This is a genomic window from Aeromonas sp. 11P (assembly GCF_051920165.1).
Taxonomy (GTDB): Bacteria; Pseudomonadota; Gammaproteobacteria; order Enterobacterales; family Aeromonadaceae; genus Aeromonas; species Aeromonas veronii.
In genome coordinates this window covers 2592402-2611662 of record NZ_JBQBDJ010000004.1, presented here as the reverse complement: position 1 = coordinate 2611662, position 19261 = coordinate 2592402, and the positions used below count along the sequence as shown (strand labels likewise).

Annotated in this window: 18 protein-coding genes and 1 pseudogene; 14 read left to right on the top strand and 5 right to left on the bottom strand. The window is 61.4% G+C overall.

Annotated features, from left to right (window positions below; translation table 11 throughout):
• Positions 1–12: 12 nt before the first annotated feature.
• The 3 genes from ACTG1P_RS12020 to ACTG1P_RS12010 all read left to right on the top strand — a co-directional run bounded on the left by ACTG1P_RS12020 (position 13) and on the right by ACTG1P_RS12010 (position 4275).
• Positions 13–1314: an L-cysteine desulfidase family protein gene (locus tag ACTG1P_RS12020; protein ID WP_440001371.1), complete on the top strand. Its 1302-nt coding sequence runs from the start codon at positions 13–15 to the stop codon at positions 1312–1314.
• A 133-nt stretch (positions 1315–1447) separates the two neighbouring features.
• Entirely contained in the window at positions 1448–2848 is a 1401-nt protein-coding gene (locus ACTG1P_RS12015; RefSeq protein WP_005341918.1) for an L-cystine transporter, read from the top strand.
• 98 nt (positions 2849–2946) lie between these two features.
• Entirely contained in the window at positions 2947–4275 is a 1329-nt protein-coding gene (locus ACTG1P_RS12010; protein ID WP_440001370.1) for a CoA-disulfide reductase, read from the top strand.
• A 146-nt stretch (positions 4276–4421) separates the two neighbouring features.
• Here ACTG1P_RS12010 and ACTG1P_RS12005 read toward each other — a convergent pair whose 3' ends face one another.
• Entirely contained in the window at positions 4422–5177 is a 756-nt protein-coding gene (locus tag ACTG1P_RS12005; RefSeq protein WP_005339769.1) for an outer membrane protein assembly factor BamD, read from the bottom strand.
• 117 nt (positions 5178–5294) lie between these two features.
• Between ACTG1P_RS12005 and rluD the strand changes: the two genes are divergently transcribed.
• The 4 genes from rluD to ACTG1P_RS11985 all read left to right on the top strand — a co-directional run bounded on the left by rluD (position 5295) and on the right by ACTG1P_RS11985 (position 10758).
• Positions 5295–6275: a 23S rRNA pseudouridine(1911/1915/1917) synthase RluD gene (gene rluD, locus ACTG1P_RS12000; protein ID WP_005339771.1), complete on the top strand. Its 981-nt coding sequence runs from the start codon at positions 5295–5297 to the stop codon at positions 6273–6275.
• Positions 6276–6387: 112 nt separating this feature from the next.
• The gene (gene pgeF, locus ACTG1P_RS11995) at positions 6388–7125 is read left to right on the top strand and encodes a peptidoglycan editing factor PgeF (protein WP_440001369.1); all 738 of its coding nucleotides are present in this window, start codon (positions 6388–6390) and stop codon (positions 7123–7125) included.
• A 174-nt stretch (positions 7126–7299) separates the two neighbouring features.
• On the top strand, positions 7300–9873 hold the full coding sequence (gene clpB, locus ACTG1P_RS11990) for an ATP-dependent chaperone ClpB (RefSeq protein WP_440001368.1): 2574 nt from the start codon (positions 7300–7302) through the stop codon (positions 9871–9873).
• 60 nt (positions 9874–9933) lie between these two features.
• Positions 9934–10758, top strand: coding sequence for an MBL fold metallo-hydrolase (locus tag ACTG1P_RS11985; RefSeq protein WP_440001367.1), 825 nt, complete (start codon positions 9934–9936; stop codon positions 10756–10758).
• Between the two features lie 208 nt (positions 10759–10966).
• On the opposite strand, the gene asnA is transcribed toward ACTG1P_RS11985, so the two are convergent.
• Positions 10967–11959 carry an aspartate--ammonia ligase gene (gene asnA, locus ACTG1P_RS11980; RefSeq protein ID WP_440001366.1) on the bottom strand — a complete coding sequence of 331 codons (993 nt, stop codon included), beginning with the start codon at positions 11957–11959 and terminating at the stop codon, positions 10967–10969.
• A 153-nt stretch (positions 11960–12112) separates the two neighbouring features.
• On the opposite strand from asnA, the gene asnC reads away from it, so the two are divergent.
• Entirely contained in the window at positions 12113–12574 is a 462-nt protein-coding gene (gene asnC, locus ACTG1P_RS11975) for a transcriptional regulator AsnC (protein WP_011707730.1), read from the top strand.
• Between the two features lie 8 nt (positions 12575–12582).
• Here asnC and ACTG1P_RS11970 read toward each other — a convergent pair.
• Positions 12583–13345, bottom strand: a pseudogene (locus tag ACTG1P_RS11970) (substrate-binding periplasmic protein).
• 87 nt (positions 13346–13432) lie between these two features.
• On the opposite strand from ACTG1P_RS11970, the gene ACTG1P_RS11965 reads away from it, so the two are divergent.
• The gene (locus ACTG1P_RS11965; protein ID WP_440001365.1) at positions 13433–13969 is read left to right on the top strand and encodes a DUF2301 domain-containing membrane protein; all 537 of its coding nucleotides are present in this window, start codon (positions 13433–13435) and stop codon (positions 13967–13969) included.
• Here ACTG1P_RS11965 and ACTG1P_RS11960 read toward each other — a convergent pair.
• Positions 13966–14370 carry a CBS domain-containing protein gene (locus ACTG1P_RS11960; protein WP_120416191.1) on the bottom strand — a complete coding sequence of 135 codons (405 nt, stop codon included), beginning with the start codon at positions 14368–14370 and terminating at the stop codon, positions 13966–13968. The two genes, ACTG1P_RS11965 and ACTG1P_RS11960, sit on opposite strands and share 4 nt — an antisense overlap.
• A 162-nt stretch (positions 14371–14532) precedes the next feature.
• Here ACTG1P_RS11960 and ACTG1P_RS11955 point away from each other — a divergent pair, with 162 nt between their 5' ends.
• Positions 14533–15237: an SDR family oxidoreductase gene (locus ACTG1P_RS11955; protein WP_440001364.1), complete on the top strand. Its 705-nt coding sequence runs from the start codon at positions 14533–14535 to the stop codon at positions 15235–15237.
• Here ACTG1P_RS11955 and ACTG1P_RS11950 read toward each other — a convergent pair.
• Positions 15163–15738, bottom strand: a complete 576-nt coding sequence (locus ACTG1P_RS11950; RefSeq protein WP_440001363.1) for a 2-amino-4-hydroxy-6-hydroxymethyldihydropteridine diphosphokinase — start codon at positions 15736–15738, stop codon at positions 15163–15165. The two genes, ACTG1P_RS11955 and ACTG1P_RS11950, sit on opposite strands and share 75 nt — an antisense overlap.
• A 124-nt stretch (positions 15739–15862) precedes the next feature.
• Between ACTG1P_RS11950 and cydH the strand changes: the two genes are divergently transcribed.
• The 4 genes from cydH to ACTG1P_RS11930 all read left to right on the top strand — a co-directional run bounded on the left by cydH (position 15863) and on the right by ACTG1P_RS11930 (position 19260).
• A complete protein-coding gene (cydH, locus tag ACTG1P_RS11945; RefSeq protein ID WP_005339800.1) occupies positions 15863–15955 on the top strand; it encodes a cytochrome bd-I oxidase subunit CydH in 93 nt (30 codons plus the stop codon).
• 103 nt (positions 15956–16058) lie between these two features.
• The gene (locus tag ACTG1P_RS11940; protein ID WP_005339801.1) at positions 16059–17459 is read left to right on the top strand and encodes a sensor histidine kinase; all 1401 of its coding nucleotides are present in this window, start codon (positions 16059–16061) and stop codon (positions 17457–17459) included.
• A gap of 5 nt (positions 17460–17464) precedes the next feature.
• The gene (locus ACTG1P_RS11935; RefSeq protein ID WP_440001362.1) at positions 17465–17983 is read left to right on the top strand and encodes a hypothetical protein; all 519 of its coding nucleotides are present in this window, start codon (positions 17465–17467) and stop codon (positions 17981–17983) included.
• On the top strand, positions 17980–19260 hold the full coding sequence (locus ACTG1P_RS11930; RefSeq protein ID WP_440001361.1) for a sigma 54-interacting transcriptional regulator: 1281 nt from the start codon (positions 17980–17982) through the stop codon (positions 19258–19260). Before ACTG1P_RS11935 ends, ACTG1P_RS11930 begins: the two co-directional genes overlap by 4 nt.
• Position 19261: the final 1 nt, after the last annotated feature.

Here is a 19261-nt window from a genome sequence, read left to right as displayed (position 1 = left end):
GGCACCCTGAACATGAGAAACACTGCGATGAAAGCACAATGGACCGACTTTATTACCCTGCTCAAGCGTGAAGTGGTGCCGGCCCTGGGCTGTACCGAGCCGATGTCGGTGGCGCTGGCGGCGGCCAACTGCCGCAAGCTGCTGGGGGAGACCCCGACCCGCATCAGCGTCTGGGTCAGTGGCAATCTGTTCAAGAACGGCATGGGGGTCGGGGTGCCGGGCACCGGCATGATCGGCCTGCCGGTGGCCGCTGCGGTCGGCATCACAGGGGGCAATCCCGATGCCGGGCTGGAGGTGCTCAAGACCCTCACACCAGAACAGGTGGAAGCGGCCAAGGCGCTGCTGCCGGTGATCAAGGTGGATGTTAAGGATGTGCCGGACGTGCTCTACGCCGAGGTTCTGGCCGAAGTGGAGGACCATAGTGCCCGGGTGGTGATCTGCACCGACCACACCCGTATCATCCTGATGGAGAAGGATGGCGAGGTTCTGATGGAGCAGGCCAGTGCCCACGGCGTGCAGATCCAGCCAGCCAAATCTGCCAAACCGGCCATGACCCTGCGGGAGATCGTCGATTTTGCATTGGAAGTGCCGCTGGCGGAGATCGACTTTATCCGCGAGGCCGCCACCATGAATCAGGCGCTGGCGGACGAAGGGTTGCAGGGTTACGGCCTGAAGATTGGCAAGATCCTCACCGAGCAGGTGGAGCGCAAGCTGCTCTCCGATGACCTGATGACGCTGGCGATGCGCCTCTCCTCCGCTGCCTCCGATGCACGGATGGATGGCGCCATGCTGCCCGCCATGTCCAACTCCGGTTCCGGCAATCAGGGCATTGCCGCCACCATGCCGGTGGTCGCGGCCGCCCGCTTCCTCAAGGCGAGTGACGAGCAGCTGACCCGGGCACTGGTGATGAGCCATCTGGTGGCCATCTACATCAAGACCTATCAGAACAAGCTGTCGGCCCTCTGCGCCGCCAGTACCGCCGCCATGGGGGCCGGTGCCGCCATCACCTGGCTGCTGGGCGGCCAGTATCAGCAGATCAGCCACTGCATCAACAACATGATTGGCGATGTCTCCGGCATCATCTGCGACGGCGCGGGCAGCGCCTGCTCCATGAAGGTCTCCACCTCCACCTCGGCGGCGGTGAAGTCCTCGCTGATGGCCATCAACAACCTGCATATCCCCCAGAGCGAGGGGATCGTCTCCGATGACGTGGACCAGACCATTGCCAATCTGGGCCGCCTCTCCAAAGAGGGGATGCTGGATACCGACATCGAAATCATCAACATCATGCGAGCGAAACAGCAGAAGCAGTGAATGTGTGACAAGGGGGCGATAGACCCCCTTGTTCTTGTCACGACGGCGCAGACCGTCTGACACGGTTGCCAGGGCAAGCATGGCGCTTGCTCTTGTTTCTCGGGCGCAAGCCCGCTTTTTGGGGAGTCATACCATGACATTTAGCGTTATCGGCAATCTGGCCATCGCCGCCATCTTGCTGTTCTTTCTCTACCGGTTACAGGAAAAACATGTGAGCTTCACCCGCCGGGTATTTGCCGGTCTGGGGCTCGGTATTCTGTTCGGCGCCGCGTTGCAACTGCTTTACGGCGCAGGTTCGCCCGTCATTGTTCAGACCATCGACTATCTGGATATCGTGGGTAGCGGCTATGTGAAGCTGCTGCAGATGATCATCATCCCGCTGATCATGGTCTCCATCATCAGCGCTATCTTGAAGCTCAATGGCGGCACCGCGCTGGGCAAGATCAGCGCCATGACCATAGGCGTGTTGATCTTCACCACCGCCATCGCCGCCGGGGCGGGCATCCTGATGTCCAACCTGTTTGGCCTGACCGCTGAAGGGCTCACCTCAGGGGCTGCCGAGAGCGCCCGTGGTGCTGCGCTGCAGACTACCCTCGGCAGCGTCGAGAGCATGTCGTTTGCCAAGATGATGCTGGAGTTTATTCCTGCCAACCCCTTCCTCGACATGACCGGGGCGCGCAAGACCTCCACCATCGCCGTGGTGATCTTCTCCATCTTCATCGGCCTCTCTGCCACCGGCATCGCTCGCAAGAAGCCGGAGATCTTCGCCAGCTTCAGCCACTTCGTGGCCGTGGCGCATGCCATCGTGATGCGGATGGTGACTCTGGTGCTGCGCCTGACCCCGTTTGGCGTACTGGCGCTGATGACCAAGGTGGTCTCCGGCTCCAACTATGCGGATATTCTCAATCTGCTCAGCTTTGTGATGGCTTCTTACGGTGCCATCGCCATCATGTTTGTCGTGCACCTGCTGCTGGTGAGCATGGTCGGCATCAACCCGCTGCGCTTCCTCAAGAAGATCACGCCGGTGCTGGCGTTTGCCTTCACCTCGCGCACCAGTGCGGGCTCCATCCCGATGAACGTGCAAACCCAGACCAAGTCGCTGGGTATTCCTGAGGGGATCGCCAACTTCGCCGCCTCCTTCGGTTCCACCATCGGCCAGAACGGCTGTGCCGGTATCTATCCGGCCATGCTGGCCGTGATGATTGCCCCGACTGTCGGGGTCAACCCGATGGATCCCGGCTTTATCATGACCCTGATCGCCATCATCACCGTCAGCTCCTTCGGGGTGGCCGGCATTGGCGGTGGCGCCACCTTTGCCGCGCTGATCGTGCTCTCCGCACTGGACTTCCCGGTGGCGCTGGCCGGTCTGCTCATCTCCATCGAGCCGCTGATCGACATGGGCCGTACCGCGCTCAACGTTTCAGGCTCCATCACCGCAGGGACGGTCACCAGCCGCCTGATGGGCGAGACCGACATGCATGTGTTCAACAGCGATCATGAAGTGAGTCTGGACGGCGAAGAGTCCACCGTCTGATTTGCTGTCGGTTGATCTGCCTGTGGAAAGGGGTGACTCTTTCCCGTCATAGACCGCAGGGAGGGCATGCCCTCCCTGCGCCATTGAGAGGAAAAACTATGAGAATTCTGATCATCGGTGGCGAAGCCGCCGGTATGAGCGCGGCGGCCAAGGCGCGCCGTCTGGCCGTCGATGCCGACATCGTGGTGTATGAGGCCTCCGAGGTGATCTCTTTCGGTGCCTGCGGCCTGCCCTACTTCGTCGGTGACGAGTTTCAGGAGCCCGGCTACATGGCCGAGTTCACCCCCGAGCAGTTCGCCGCCAAGGGGATCGAGGTCAAGATTGGCCATCGGGTGCTGAGCGTTGACGCAACTGCCCAGACCCTGCAGGTGGAGCACAACGGCGACACCTTCACCGACCGCTACGATCGGCTGATGATCGCCACCGGTGCCCGCGAAGTGATGCCCCCCATCCCCGGTTTGCAACAGCAAGGGGTATTCGGTCTGCGCCGGATGGCCGACGGGCTGGCGCTCAAAGCTGCGGTGCAAGACAAGAATAATCGCCGCGCCGTGGTGATCGGCTCCGGCTTTATCGGGCTGGAAGTGGTCGAGGCGCTGGTCCATCAGGGCAAAGAGGTGCGTCTCATCGAGCTGGCGGATCGGGTCATCCCCGATGCGTTTGATGGCGAGATCACCCAGCACATCGAAACCGAACTGCGCGAGCAGGGGGTCTCTCTCCATCTGGGTGAGCGAGTTGAAGCGCTGCTGGGGGATGGCCGGGTGACCGGCGTGCGAACCAGCCGGGGCGACTACGAGGCCGATATCGTGGTGGTCTGCACCGGGGTCAAGCCCAATACCGAGTTTCTGGCCGATACCGGCATCGAGCGGCTCGGCAACGGCGCCATCAAGGTGGACCGTCAGGGGCGCATCTCGCTGGCCAACGTCTGGTCGGCCGGTGACTGTGCCAGCGTCTGGCACAGCGTGAAGCAGCAGCAGGTCTATGTACCGCTCGCCACCATCGCCAACAAGCTGGGGCGCATGGTAGGCGAGAACCTGGCGGGTGCCGAGCAGGAGTTCCCGGGTACCCTCGGTTCTGCGGCGCTCAAGGTGCTGGGACTGGAGGCGGGTCGTACCGGCCTCTGTGAGCAGGAAGCCAAGGCGATGGGTATCGACTATCGCACCGTGGTGATCAAGGACAAGTGCCACACCAACTACTGCCCGGGTCAGTCCGACATTCACGTCAAGCTGGTCTACGAGGCGGGCAGCAAGCGGCTGCTGGGCGGCCAGATCCTCGGTCGCAAGGGGGCGGTACACCGCATCGACGCGCTGGCGGTGGCCATCACCATGGGAGTGACCACCGAGCAGCTCGGCATGCTGGACTTTGCCTACGCGCCGCCCTTCTCCCGCACCTGGGATGCCCTGAATGTGGCAGGTAATGTCGCGAAGTAAGAGCTGCGATGACGGCGCTGGGAAGGCGCCGTTACGCTGACCCTAGTCTGCAGAGCCTCTGCTGGTAATATCAGTGGCTAAATTGCAGCGATAAAAAAAACCGATGCCAAGGCATCGGTTTTTTGTTACCGGTTTATCCGTATCACTCAGCCACGGCCGAGGCGGTTCTCCGGGTAGTTCTTGGCTAGCACTTCGCGGGCATGCTTGGCCAGCTGCGGCATCTTCAGGGCGTCGTAAGACTCGACCATGATCTCCAGTGCCTTCTCGGTTTCGGCTGTGTCGGGGTAGGTTTCGACAATCAGCTTGGCCCGGTTGGCGGCCGCGACCAGTGCATCACGCTTCACGTAATACTCGGCCACGCTCAGGTCATATCGGGCCAGACGATTCTTCAGGCCAATCATGCGGGCACGGGCATCGGCGGCATAGACGCTGTTGGGGTAGTTCTGCAACAGGGTCTTGAAATCCTGGAATGCCTGACGGGCATAAGCCGGGTCTTTGTCGTCACGACCGATACCGAACAGGCTCTGGAAGAAGTTGTAATCCGCCGCCATGTTGGTCAGGCCGCGCATATAGAAGACGTAATCGATATTTTTATGCGCCGGATTGAGGCGGATAAAACGGTCGATATTGGCGATCGCCTGAGCGGTATCATCCTGCTTGTAGTAGGCATAGATGAGGTCAAGCTGCACCTGGTTGGAGTAGGCGCCGAACGGGTAGCGAGAGTCCAAAGCCTCCAACAATTCAGTGGCTTGCACGTAATTGCCAACGTCCAGTTTGAGGCGTGCTTTCTGGTACAGGGTCTCCGGCGGTTCGTCGGGTACCTTGGGTTTGGTGCTGGAACAGCCTGTGATCAAGGTAGCGACCAAGGCGAGCGACATCAGCAGGTGAGACTTCTTTCCCATCAACAACATCCGGTCCATTTCCACGAAATTGGCAAAGTATCCGTTATGCTTGGCTAAAAGAAAAGCTAGAATACCCGGATTATTTCGAATTGATACCCCCCGCTCAAGAGACCATACATGAGCCAGCATATTGAACTGACAGGCGAATTCCAGGATCACCAATTCGGGCAGCGACTCGACCAGGCCCTGGCTGAATTGTTTCCAGACTACTCCCGCACCCGCATCAAGGAGTGGATTTTACAGGACAGAGTGACCCTGGACGGTCAGGTTGCCAACACCCCGCGCGAGAAGATTCTGGCCGGGCAGCAGGTGCATGTGAATGTCGAGCTGGAAGATGATACTCGCTGGGATGCCCAGGATATCGAGCTCAACATCGTTTATGAAGATGAACACATCCTGGTGATCGACAAACCGGCCGGTCTGGTGGTTCACCCGGGCGCAGGTACGCCGGATGGCACCATCCTCAACGCCCTGCTGCACCGCTACCCCGGCATTGCCGAGGTACCTCGCGCCGGTATCGTGCACCGTCTGGATAAAGACACCACAGGCTTGATGGTGGTTGCCAAAACCGTACCCGCCCAGACCCATCTGGTGGAAGCGTTGCAGGCGCGCCAGATCACCCGTGAGTACGAAGCGATCGCCATCGGTCACATGACCGCAGGTGGTACCGTCGATGCGCCCATCGGTCGCCACCCGACCCAGCGTACCCATATGGCCGTGGTGCCCAATGGTCGTCCTTCCGTAACTCACTACCGGGTTCACGAGAAGTTCCGTGGCCACACCCGTCTGCGTCTGCGTCTGGAGACCGGCCGTACCCACCAGATCCGTGTCCACATGGCGCATATCAAACATCCGCTGGTGGGTGATCCCGCTTATGGTGGTCGTCTGCGCCCGCTGCGCAACGCGACCCCCGAGCTGACCCAGGCACTGCGCAACTTCAACCGTCAGGCGCTGCATGCCACCATGCTGCAACTGGCTCACCCCATCACGGGTGAAGTGATGCAGTGGCATTCAGCTACACCGCAAGACATGGTGGAGCTGATGGAAGTGCTGCGTGCGGATACGCTCGCCAATCCGGATGATTTAGTCTGGAACTGATGCGATAGGGCCTGCTGCGTCGGTTTCTGGCGTCATCCGGCCCGAACAGATGCCAAACGGGGTTCCCTTGCAGGAGCCCCGTTTTTATATCGGTGAATTGAAGGAGTCACAGATGAAATGGATCGAACCCGACTGGCCAGCCCCGGCGTGTGTCAGGGCGTTGTCGACCACCCGGGATGGCGGCGTCAGTGAAGGGGTCTTTGCCGGCCTCAATCTGGGTGCCCACGTGGGTGACGAACCGGTGCGAGTCGAGGTTAATCGTGCTCGCTTGCAGCAGGCAGCCGCCATCCCGGGGCCCCTTAACTGGCTCAATCAGGTGCATGGCACCGTGGTTCATCCGGTCAGCAGCCATTATCAGCAAGCACCGGATGCCGATGCCGCCTGCGCCCATGAGGCGGATCAGGCCTGCATCGTGATGACTGCCGACTGTCTGCCGGTGCTGTTCTGCGATCGGGCGGGTACCGTAGTGGCTGCCGCTCACGCGGGCTGGCGTGGACTGAAAGAGGGCGTGCTGGAGGCAAGCATCGCCGCCATGGGCTGCGAGCCGGGCGAGGTCCTGGCCTGGCTGGGCCCGGCCATCGGCCCTACAGCATTTGAAGTGGGTGGCGAGGTGCGCGAGGCCTTTATGGCTGAGCAGGCTGAAGCAGAAGCGGCGTTCGTGCCTTCCGCCAACGACGGCAAATGGTTGGCGGATATCTATCAGCTGGCGCGGTTGCGCCTTGCCCGTGCCGGCGTTATCGCCGTCTATGGCGGCGAATACTGCACCTTCAGCGATAGCGAGCAGTTTTACTCCTATCGTCGCGACGGCCAGACCGGCCGGATGGCCTCCCTCATCTGGTTGGCGTCCTGATGAAGCTCCCCGCCCTGCATAGTGCAAGGGCGGGGCTCCTGCCCTCTCCCCGCTTTGCAGAAAAAATAACCAGCCCATGCCCTTGAAATAGCCCGTACGGGCCTCATCTTTCATCTCAGAAAGTTATGTTGTTTGCCGCGCAAGCGGCGTCTGCCTGTTTGAAGGGGGAGTGCAATGCGCCTCGATCGCCTTACCAGCAAATTCCAGATTGCTATTTCCGATGCCCAGTCTCTTGCGCTGGGTCGTGACCACCAATTCATCGAACCCGTTCACCTGATGACCGCACTGGTCAATCAGGATGGCGGCTCCATCCGTCCGTTGCTCACCCTGACCGGGATGGATATCAACGCCCTGCGCTCCCGTCTCGGTGAGGAGCTGGATCGCCTGCCGCGCGTGAGCGGTGTGGAAGGGGACGTGCAGCTCTCCAACGGCCTCGGCCGCCTGCTCAACGTCTGCGACAAACTGGCCCAGCAGCGCAAGGATCAGTTCATCTCCTCCGAACTGTTCGTGCTGGCTGCCCTCGACGACAAGGGAACGCTGGGTGAGCTGCTGCGCGCTCAGGGGCTGACCAAGGAAAAACTCGAAGCTGCCATCGACAAGGTGCGTGGCGGCAAGAAGGTGGAGGATGCCAACGCCGAGGAGAACCGCCAGGCGCTGGAGAAGTACACCATCGATCTGACCGAGCGGGCCGAAATCGGCAAGCTCGACCCGGTGATCGGCCGTGATGACGAGATCCGCCGTACCATTCAGGTGCTGCAACGCCGTACCAAGAACAACCCCGTGCTGATCGGTGCTCCCGGTGTCGGTAAAACCGCCATCGTCGAGGGGCTGGCCCAGCGCATCATCAACGGCGAAGTGCCGGAAGGGCTCAAGAACAAGCGGGTGCTGTCGCTGGACATGGGGGCGCTGGTGGCCGGTGCCAAGTATCGCGGCGAGTTTGAAGAGCGGCTCAAGGCCGTACTGACCGATCTCGCCAAGGAGGAGGGCAACGTCATCCTCTTTATCGACGAGCTGCACACCATGGTCGGCGCCGGCAAGGGCGAAGGGGCCATGGACGCGGGCAACATGCTGAAACCTGCGCTGGCCCGCGGCGACCTGCACTGCGTCGGCGCCACCACCCTGGATGAGTACCGTCAGTACATCGAAAAAGATGCCGCGCTGGAGCGCCGTTTCCAGAAGGTGCTGGTGGAAGAGCCGAGCGTGGAGGACACCATCGCCATCCTGCGCGGCCTGAAAGAGCGTTACGAGCTGCACCACCATGTGCAGATCACCGACCCCGCGATTGTGGCGGCGGCCCAGCTGTCGCACCGCTACATTGCGGATCGTCAGTTGCCGGACAAGGCCATCGACCTTATCGACGAGGCGGCAGCCAGCATCCGGTTGCAGATCGACTCCAAGCCCGAGGCGCTCGATCGTCTCGAGCGGCGCATCATCCAGCTCAAGCTGGAGCAGCAGGCGCTGATGAAGGAGGACGATGACGCCAGCCGCAAGCGGCTGGAGCTGATCAATCAGGAAATTAGCGAAAAAGATCGCGAATACAACGAGCTGGATGAGGTGTGGAAGGCCGAGAAGGCCGCGCTCGCCGGCACCCAGCACATCAAGGCGGCCCTCGAGCAGGCCCGCCAGGATCTCGACGTGGCGCGCCGCGCAGGCGACCTGGGCCGGATGTCCGAGCTGCAGTACGGCCGCATTCCGGAGCTGGAGAAACAGCTGGATCTCGCCACTCAGGCCGAGATGCAGGAGACCAGCCTGCTGCGCAACCGTGTCACCGACGTGGAGATAGCCGATGTCTTGGCCCGCTGGACCGGGATTCCGGTCGCCCGCATGCTGGAAGGGGAGCGCGACAAGCTGCTGCGGATGGAAGATCAGCTGCACAGCCGGGTGATTGGTCAGGAGGAGGCGGTCGATGCGGTCTCCAACGCCATTCGTCGCTCCCGTGCCGGACTCTCCGACCCGAATCGCCCCATCGGCTCCTTCCTGTTCCTGGGGCCCACCGGGGTGGGCAAGACCGAGCTGTGCAAGGCGCTGGCCGAGTTCCTGTTCGATACCCAGGATGCCATGGTGCGGATCGACATGTCCGAGTTCATGGAGAAACACAGCGTGGCCCGTCTGGTGGGAGCGCCTCCCGGATATGTGGGTTATGAAGAGGGTGGTTATCTGACCGAGGCTGTGCGCCGTCGTCCCTACTCGGTGATCCTGCTGGACGAGGTGGAGAAAGCGCATCCGGATGTGTTCAACATCCTGTTGCAGGTGCTCGATGATGGCCGCCTGACCGATGGTCAGGGTCGCACCGTCGATTTCCGCAACTCGGTGGTGATCATGACCTCCAACCTCGGGTCGGATCTGATTCAGGAGCACCACTCCGAGAAGGATTACGACGAGATGAAGGCCATGCTGATGGATGTGCTGACCCGCAGTTTCCGACCGGAGTTTATCAACCGGATCGACGAGACAGTGGTGTTCCATCCGCTCGGCGAGGATCACATCAAGTCCATCGCCCGCATCCAGCTCAAGAGCCTGATGGGCCGACTGGAGGCTCAGGGCTACGAGGTGGAGGTGAGCGAAGCGCTGCTCGAGAAGCTGGTGCACGCCGGGTTCGATCCCGTCTACGGGGCGCGTCCCCTCAAGCGGGCGATCCAGCACAAGGTGGAGAACCCGCTGGCGCAAGCGCTGCTCTCCGGCCGTATTGTGCCGGGCAAAAAGCTGGTGCTGGGGGCCGACAGCAATGGCCTCACCATGACCCAGTAACGGGATTGTCGATGAAAAACGCAGGCCTCGTGCCTGCGTTTTGTTTTCAGAGGGAGCGAGATGCTGAAGTTTTCCGTGCTGGTGGATGACGACGTTCATCTGCCAGGCTGTCTGCCCGAGCGAGGGTTGGCGTTGCTGTTGGAGTGTGACGGCCTCAGGGTGCTGTTTGACAGCGGCCGTGGCCGGGCGCTGCGCCACAACGCCGCCGTGATGGGGATCGATCTCGCCTTGCTCACCCATGTGGTGCTCTCCCACGGTCATTACGACCATGTGGGCGGGGTCGGCTCGCTGCCTGCCTATCCAAGACCCATCCCGCTCATTGCCTGTCCGGACGTGTTCTGCGAGCGGGGCTACTTCCTGTCGCTGCCCTTCTGGCGGCGCAACCTCTATCGCCTGTCGGGGGCGCTGGCTCGGGAGTCGCTGCCGGCCAGAGGCTTGCTCCCCCACTGCTCGGCCGAGCCGGTGTGGCTCTCGGATCGTCTGGTGTTCCTCGGCAGCATTGTGCGGCGCGACCGGGCTGCGCCTTCGCTGCTCGGCTACATAGTGCGGGGTGGGCGGGTGGAGAAAGACCTCATCAGCGACGACTCGGCGCTGGCTTATAAGAGCTCCAAAGGGCTTATCGTCTTTATCGGCTGCGGTCACGCCGGGGTCGAGAACATCATCGAGCGGGCCAAGGAGGTGTGTGGTGACGAGCGGATCCATGCCGTCATCGGCGGCCTGCACCTGAAGTTTTCCGGCCCACAGCGGGCGGAGGTGCTCGGTGCCTATCTGCGGGAAGAGGCGGTGGATCGGTTGTTTGCCTGCCACTGCACCGGCAGCAGAAAGGCGGGGTTGCCACGCCAGCGCCAGATCGGGGCGGGTTTTGAGCACAGTTTTTCGGCGTAAAAAAAACGGCAATCCGAAGATTGCCGGGAGGAATGTAGTGAAGCGACCTGACGTGGGTTGAGCGGGTCGCAGGGGCAAGCCCCCGATTGCGAAGCGCGGCCACTGGGGCCTCGCTTCTTACAGCCTGCCGGGGATGCGCTCGCTCAACCCCGACGGCCACCTGCCTGTTGCCATGCCAGCGTGATGACGCCGGCATGACCTTCATTCGTTACAGCATGCCTTGCACGGCAGCTTTCATCTCGGCCGGCCAGACGCCGACCTGGACCTGGCCGATGTGCTCTTTTTGCAGCAGCAGCATGGCCAGACGGGATTGGCCGATGCCGCCGCCGATGGTTTGCGGCATCCGTGCGGCCAGCAGATCCTGATGCCAGTCGTACTGCAGGCGATCCTCGTCACCGGTGATGGCCAGCTGGCGACGCAGCGCCTCGGCGTCGACCCGGATCCCCATGGAGGAGATCTCGAAACTGTCCTGCAGCACCGGGTTCCACACCAGGATGTCACCGTTCAGACCGGCCAGTCCCAGCTCGCTGTGGCTGCTCCAGTCGTCGTAGTCCGGGGCACGCACGTCGTGGCGCTCGCCGTGGGAGAGGGCACCGCCGATGCCGATCAGGAACACGGCACCCAGCTCCTTGGCGATGGCCCGCTCGCGCCCCTTGGCATCGAGATCCGGGTAGCGGGTCAGCAGCTCTTCGCTGTGCAGGAACTGGATCTCGGCCGGCAGGAAGGGGGTCAGCTCGTGCTCGGCACAGACCGCGCGCTCGGTGGCCTTGATGGCAGCCCAGATACTGCGCACGGTTTCCTGCAGGTAGGCCAGATCGCGGCGCTCGCTCGGCATCACCTTCTCCCAGTCCCACTGATCCACGTAGACGGAGTGGATGGGGGTGAGGCGATCCTCGTCCGGACGCAGCGCCTTCATGTGGGTGTAGATGCCTTCACCCGGGCCGAAACCGAAACGACCCAGGGTCTGGCGCTTCCATTTGGCCAGTGAATGGACCACTTCGTAGCTGTGCTCAGGCAGGGTCTTCACCTTGACCTGCACCGCATTCTCGTGGCCAGAGAGGTTGTCTTGAGTGCCATCACCGACCCGGCTCAGGATGGGGGCTTGCACCTCCATCAGACCCAGCTGCTGGGCGAGTTGGCGGGAGAACATCTCTTTGACGAAGCTGATCTGTTGCTGGCTGCGAATGTAGTGCTGTTTCATGCTGAATACCTGTCTTGAACCCGTTGGATGTGAGGATTCTTCAACAGATTGCCAACTAAATTCAATATTCGATAATAGAAATAGGCTTTGTGTGTTTTTTTCTTCAAAATAAGGGCGTTTTTAATGATGTATCGCTAACGTGAGGGCAAAAAAATGCCGGAAAATTATCGGATCGATAATCTCGATCAGGCCATCCTCACCGCCCTGATGGAGAATGCGCGCATTCCCTATGCCGAGCTTGCCAAACAACTGCTGGTCAGCCCGGGCACCATCCATGTGCGGGTGGAGAAGATGAAGCAGGCGGGCATCATCGAGGGAACGCGAGTTCAGGTGAACCCCAAGAAGCTGGGCTACGACGTCTGCTGCTTCATCGGCATCAATCTGAAGAGCGCCAAGGATTACCCCTCGGCGCTGGCCAAGCTGCAGGCGCTGGACGAGGTGGTGGAGGCCTACTACACCACCGGCCACTACAGCATCTTCATGAAGGTGATGACCCGCTCCATCGACGAGTTGCAGACCGTGCTGATCCACAAGATCCAGACCATCGACGAGATCCAGTCCACTGAAACGCTGATTTCGCTGCAAAACCCGATCCTGCGGGATGTGAAACCCTGACCCGTTGATCAGGGTTCGATATAGGGGATGCCGTACTTGTCGTAGAGCGCCTTGAGGCTGCCGTTGCGCTTCATGCGCAGCAGCTCGGCATCGTAGGCCGCCATCTGGGCGGGCGTATTCTCGTCGGCCCTGGCGCGGGTCCAGGTGTTGAAGTAGGGGCTGCTTTTGAGCGGTTTGGGCAGGTAATCGATCTTTCCCGTCAGCCCCTCCTCCTTGATTTGGGTGAAGGCGGTGACCAGCGGCATCGGCACGGTATCGATCCGTCCGGCCAGCAGTTTGCGCAGTTGCAGCTGGTTCATGGTGATCTCCTGAAACTGATAGGCCGGGTCGGTCATCGCCGCCGCCAGTTCAGGGGTATAGGAGAAATCCTTGGTCACGCCGATGCGCCAGGGTTTGAGATCGGCCAGCGTCTCGTAGCGGATCTTCAGCAGGTCGGTCTTGCGCACGAAGAAGTGCCAGCTGTGGCGAAGATGGGCCTGTTGGGGATAGATGAGATAACTCTCCCGCTCTGCCTTGTAGGAGTGGGTCATCACCAGATCGCAGGCGCCGGTTTCGGCATTGCGGGTGAGGCGGGCACCGGAGTCGGTCAGTTCGATCCGAAAGGGCGTCTCCAGCTTGTCGAAGATGGCGGTGACGATGTCGATATCGAGTCCGGGGTTTCTGATCGGCATCGAGAAACTTGAGCGGGGGCTCCATGGTGCCGCAGATCACCAGCTCTTTGGTGGGCAATCCGAGTGGAAACAGCAACCAAAACAGGGGGATCACACGCAAACAACGTCTCCTGAGCCCGTTTGAAGATATTCCAAGACCTGATTCCAGTATATTGGATGGCACCTGATCCGTTAGAAGCGACTGTTTATGGCAAATCCTGAAATCGAGAGCCCGCTGGACGGGATCGACAAGTTGACCGTCTCGCTCTACCGCCTTGGCTTGAGTACGGCAGCCCTGTTGCTGCTTTGCCGCGGTGCGGCGCTGCTGAGCGGGATGGCACTGCTCCCGTCGGCACAATGGTTGATGTTGCTGGCAGTGGCAAGCGCAATCTGCGGCTTCTCGCTGCATATCTACGACAAGCGGATTCGCCTGATTCTGCAGGGATTTGGGTGGGGCGCGTTGGCCCTGGCTGCGGTAGGGGCGCCGGATGCGCTGGTGCTGGGGGCGGCGTTGGCGACCCTCTCCGGGCTGGCGTTCAAGGAGCAGTTTTGCTTCGCCATTCCCGGCATCAAGCTGGTGCCCGTATTGCTGCCGGCGTTATGGCTGCTGGAGTGGTTGCGGGTGGAGTGGGCCGCCGCACTGGTGGCGCTGGTCTGCGGGGCCCTGTTGACTTTGCTGGCGCTGGCCAAGTGGCGGATGCCCCTGCACTTCGATATCGGTGACAAGGGGCGTTACCAGATCTAGGTCTGCTGGCACACCTTCATCTGCTGGTTGAGGGCCTGCATCACCTGACGGCGGCTGATGATGCCGACCACCTTGCCCTGTTGCAGCACCGGGTAGATCTTGGGCTTGGCGTCAGCCATCTGGCGGGCCAGCTCCAGAATACTGTCATCCGGCCCGACCGAGAGGGGCGAACGGTTCATCAGATCTTCCACCCGGGTGCGGGTATCGCAGTGGTAGCTGCCGGTGAGCAGGCTGGGGATGCAGTCTTGTTCGGAAAGAAAGCCGATCAGCCGTTTCTGCTCATCCAGCACCGGCAGGCCGCCGAGGCCCGATTGATGCAGGCGATCCAGCGCTTCGGCCAGGCCGAGTCCGGCAGTGAGGGAGTGGGTCAGGCGACCCATGTGGTGGTGTACTTTCAGCATGGTGGTGACTCCACAAGAGGGGGATGCCGCCACTATGACGCGGGTGGGTGGCCCGCGACCAATGGCTTGTGCCGCAGGGATTGATAGGCACAAGCCATCGGCGGTGATCCGCTGGCAGGCGGGCTTCGTTCATGCAAGACCATGAAAGGGAAAGGAGATCGTATGCGTGCATTGGTTACGGGCTGCGGCCGTCGACTCGGATTTTATCTCTGTGAACAGCTGGTGGCGGCGGGTTGGCAGGTGACGGGCAGCTATCGCAGCGAGCGGCCGGAGCTGGCCACGCTGGCGGCACTGGGGGTCGAACTGGTGCAGGCGGATTTTGGTCGGGAAGAGGACGTTGGCAAGCTGATCGATGTGCTGGTGGCCCATCAGGATCTGGCGCTGGTGATCCACAACGCCTCGGCCTTCGAGCCGCAGGCAACTGATCCGGCGGCGCAACTGGCCCAGTTCGAGCAGTTCTACCGGGTACACATGGCGGCCCCCTTCCAGCTAAACCGGGCGCTGGCCCCCCAGCTTGCCAGCAACCCAAACGCCAGCATCATTCATATCACCGATATCTATATCCATGCCCCGGCCCCCCGTTTTGCCAGCTATGTGGCGACCAAGGCGGGCGCCCATTCGCTGGCCATGAGCTTTGCCCGCGAGTTGGCGCCCAAGGTACGGGTCAACACCATAGAGCCGGGGCCGATCTTGTTTCTCGACGAGCATGACGAGGCATGGCGCCAGCAGGTGTTGGCGAAAACACCGCTGGCGCGGGAGGGGGGACTTGAGCCCATCTGGCAGGCGGTGCAGTTACTGGTGGGGAACAGTTATATGACGGGGGCCAGCATCAAGGTGGATGGCGGGCGCGCGCTGGCCACTCTCTGAAGATTTGCCAAGCACCAGCGGCTCCAGCCCTACCTGCCGGGTCAGCAAGCCCTTGCCGGGTTTGAGCTTGCCCGACGGGGCGGGGAGCGTCACTTGCAGCGCCACCTTGGGGTCATGCACCTCGCCATGGCCACAGAGCTCGGCCAGCAGCTCCGCCAGATAGGAATCGACCTCTGCCGTGGCAAAGTCACCGCTCCTGTCGCTGGCCAGAATATCGATGTCGAGCGGTCGATCGTGCACCTTGCAGAGCGGATCGCTGCGATCCCGGCCGTGGGCCACCTCGAGGGCGACAAAGTGCTGCTTGAGGCGGGCGGCATCGAGCGGGCTCTCCACCACCAGCAGGCAGTTGAGAAAGTCGTGGCTGGAGTGCATTCCCACCGGCTTGGTGCGGATCACCGAACTCAGCCGCAGGGGGCCGACGTTCGCAAGCAGCTCGGCCAGCGCCCGGCTGACATGGATATGCGGGTCAATATTGGAACCAATGCTACACAGATAGAACATGCTCACCTTCCCTGGGTTGGGCTCATCTGAAATGTATACGCAGCTCACGGTTATCGGATTAACTATGGCTTAACATTATCTTATCTATTGTGATCCGGCACTGATTGGCAGAAAGGAGGTTTGCATGAGTGTGGAGCTGAAATGGGCGCTGTTGACCGCCTCGGGCGCGCTGGCGATGATCATGATTATCTGTCTGGCCTCTGTCGCGTTGGCGTGAATCACCACAATCCAGATAATACAAACCGGCCTGTTGGCCGGTTTTGTTTTTTGGGGCGGTGCGGCTATGCTGGCGCACCGGTGAGAATGCAAGAGACGAGATGATGACCAAGGTTCGCCCACGCTCCCTGCTGCAGGTGGTATTGATGGGATTTGTGCTGGTATTGATGCCGCTGGGCGGCATGATCTGGCACAACAGCACCTCCCTTGCCCACCTCAGTCAGCTCACCAGCGACGAGATGGAGCGGGCGGTCAAGGATACCCGCCGCGCAACCTTGCTGACGGCGCAAGCCATCGATATCGAGCGCACCTTGCGCCGCTTCGCGGTGCTGGGGGATCGCCGCAGTCTCACCAGCTACCAGCAGCAACTCGATGGTTATCGGGTGTTGCTGGCGGAGCACCGCAACTCCATCACCGATGGCCAGCTCTACAGCGGGCTCGATCAGGGGCTGGCCTGGCTCGACAGCCTGCAGGATGCCGCATTGGCCCGGGCGGCGGCGGCGGGCGACAAGCTGGAGCAGTTCAACGATGCCAACAAGCAGCTCGAAATAGTCACCCGCAGCCGGGTTGACGAACACATGGATCGGGTGCAGCTCACCATCGCCGGACTGACCAGCGAGCTCTGGTGGGTGAGCGGCGCCGTGGCGGCACTCAGCCTGCTGATGGTCTTTATCTTCACCTACCTCATCATCCACCCGGTACGACAGATTGAGTCGCGCATCTTGAGTCTGGGAGCCGGGGTCGAACCCGATCCCAAGCCGGTTGACGGCCCTGCCGAGCTGGTATTGCTGGGGGAGCGGATCGTCTGGCTGCACGACAAACTCAAGGAACTGGAGCTGCAGAAATACCAGTTCCTGCGCCATGTTTCCCACGAACTCAAGACCCCGCTGGCGGTGCTGCGGGAGGGGACGGATCTGCTCTGCGAGCAGCTGGTCGGGCCTTTGACGCCGGATCAGCTGGAGATCTGCCAGATGCTCGACGAGAACAGTCGGCGTTTGCAGACCCTGATCGAGCGACTGCTCGACTTCAACCGGCTCAGTCAGCAGGAGGCCTTCGAACTGGAACCCGTCCCCCTGCTGCCGATGTTGTCGGAACTTTCTGCAGAGTACCGGCTGGCATTGGAGTCCAAGCAGATCCGTGTACACTTGCCGACCGTGCCGGTTACCCTGTGGGCGGAGCCCTACCGGCTACGACTGATCCTCGATAACCTCTTCTCCAACGCCGTCAGTTACGGCGCCAGCGGGGGCAATATCTGGATCAGAGCAGGGCAGGATGAACAGATAAGCTGGCTGGAAGTGGCCAACGAGGGGCCCAAGATCCCCGTGGCCGATCAGCAACGCATTTTTGAACCCTTCGAGCAAGGCAGCACAGTGCGGCAAGGTCTCTTGAAAGGCTCGGGCATGGGCCTCTCCATCGCCCGCGAGTCTGCCAACAGCCTGGGGGGGGAACTGGTTCTGGTAGAGGATGAACAGGCTGATGTCTGTTTCAGGTTGACGTTGAAATGAGGACTATGAAGATACAACGCGTATTTCCAGCTCTGATGGCAGGGCTGCTCGCGGGTTGCTCCTTGCTGCCGCAACAGCCACAGCGGGAGTCCTCCGATATCGCTTTTGCCAAGCGGATGGAGTTTGCCAACAAGGAGATGCAGGTGCGTCTGCAATACTCTGACTGGCTGCTGGCCAGTCACCCCCAACAACGGGTGCAGGAGCGTCAGCGTCTGAAAGGGGCCGACGATCTGGAGAGCCGGGTCAGTCTGGCGATGGTGGACTCTCACCCCGCCGAATCTGTGGCCAATCGCACCGCCGGTCTGGCGCGCCTGAAGCAGATGCTGCCCGAACTGGGTCTCGATGCGCAGGCCTTTTTACGTAGCTGGATCGCCCTCGGCGAACAGCTGCTGGCTCGCGACAGCCGTCGCGATGACCAGAGTCAGGAGATCCAGCGGCTGCGCCGCCAGATCGAGCAGCTGACTGCCATCGACGACCAGCTCAACCAGCGCAAGCTGAACGAGAATCGTGAGGTAATACCATGAGCCGGATCCTGTTGGTGGATGACGATGTCAGCCTGCTCAAACTGATGAGCATGCGGCTGCGCAGTCAGGGTTATGAAGTGGATACCGCCGACAGTGCGGAAGGGGCCCTCGACCGGTTGCGTCAGCAACGGGCCGATCTGGTGCTGAGCGATCTGCGGATGGCCGGCATGGACGGTCTGGCGCTGTTCGAGCGGATCCAGGCCCAGTGGCTGGGGTTGCCGGTGATCATCATGACCGCCCACGGCACTATCCCGGACGCCATTCAGGCGACCCGCTCCGGGGTCTTCAGCTTCCTGACCAAACCCATCAACAAGGATGAGCTGTTTGCCACCATCGAACATGCGCTGAGCCTGACCCGGCCGAAACAGCAGCAGGAGTGGCAGTCGCTGATCCTGACCCGCAATCCCCAGCTGGAACAGCTGCTGATCCAGGCTCACAGCATTGCGACCATGGAGGTGCCGGTGCTGATCATGGGGCCGTCAGGCTCCGGCAAGGGGGCGATGGCGCAGGCGCTGCATCAGGCCAGCCAGCGGCGCGACAAGCCGCTCCATACCATCAACTGCGCCGCCATTTCGTGGGCGTCACTCGACTTGCAGCTGTTTGGTGAAGATGGCCAGTCAGGGCTGTTCGAGCAGGCCAAGGGGGCGACCCTGTTCCTCGACGAGATTGGCAGCCTCTCCGAATCCCTGCAGGCCAAGCTGCTGCAGGTGATGGAGGAGTATGGTCAGGGTACGCCGGAGGTGAGGGTGCTCAGCTCCAGCCATCAGGATCTGGTCAAGGCTATGGAGGAGGGGCGCTTTCGGGAAGATCTCTTCTACCGTCTCAACGTCGCCAACATCACCTTGCCGTCTCTCAGTGCCCGCAGCGAGGATATCCCCCTGCTGGCCCGCCAGGCGCTCGATGACTACCGTTGCCGCCACAGCGACTGCGCCGCCATGGGGTTTTCGCCCGAATCGCTGGCGATGCTGGCGGCCGCGGCCTGGCCCGGCAACGTGCGCCAGCTCTGCAACGTGGTGGAGCAGCTCGCCAGCCTCTGTTGCAGCCCGGTGATCGGGGTCTCCATGGTGGAGTCCGCCCTGAGTGGCGGCGGCGGCGGCATCCCCTCGTTCAACGAGGCGCGGGCCGAATTCGAGAAGGAGTATCTGATCCGTTTGCTGCGCACCACCGAGGGCAACGTGACCCTGGCGGCCAACATGGCGGGCAGAAACCGTACCGATTTCTACAAGTTATTGAATCGGCACGGTATCGAAGCAGCAAACTTCAAATCGAAGGGATAAA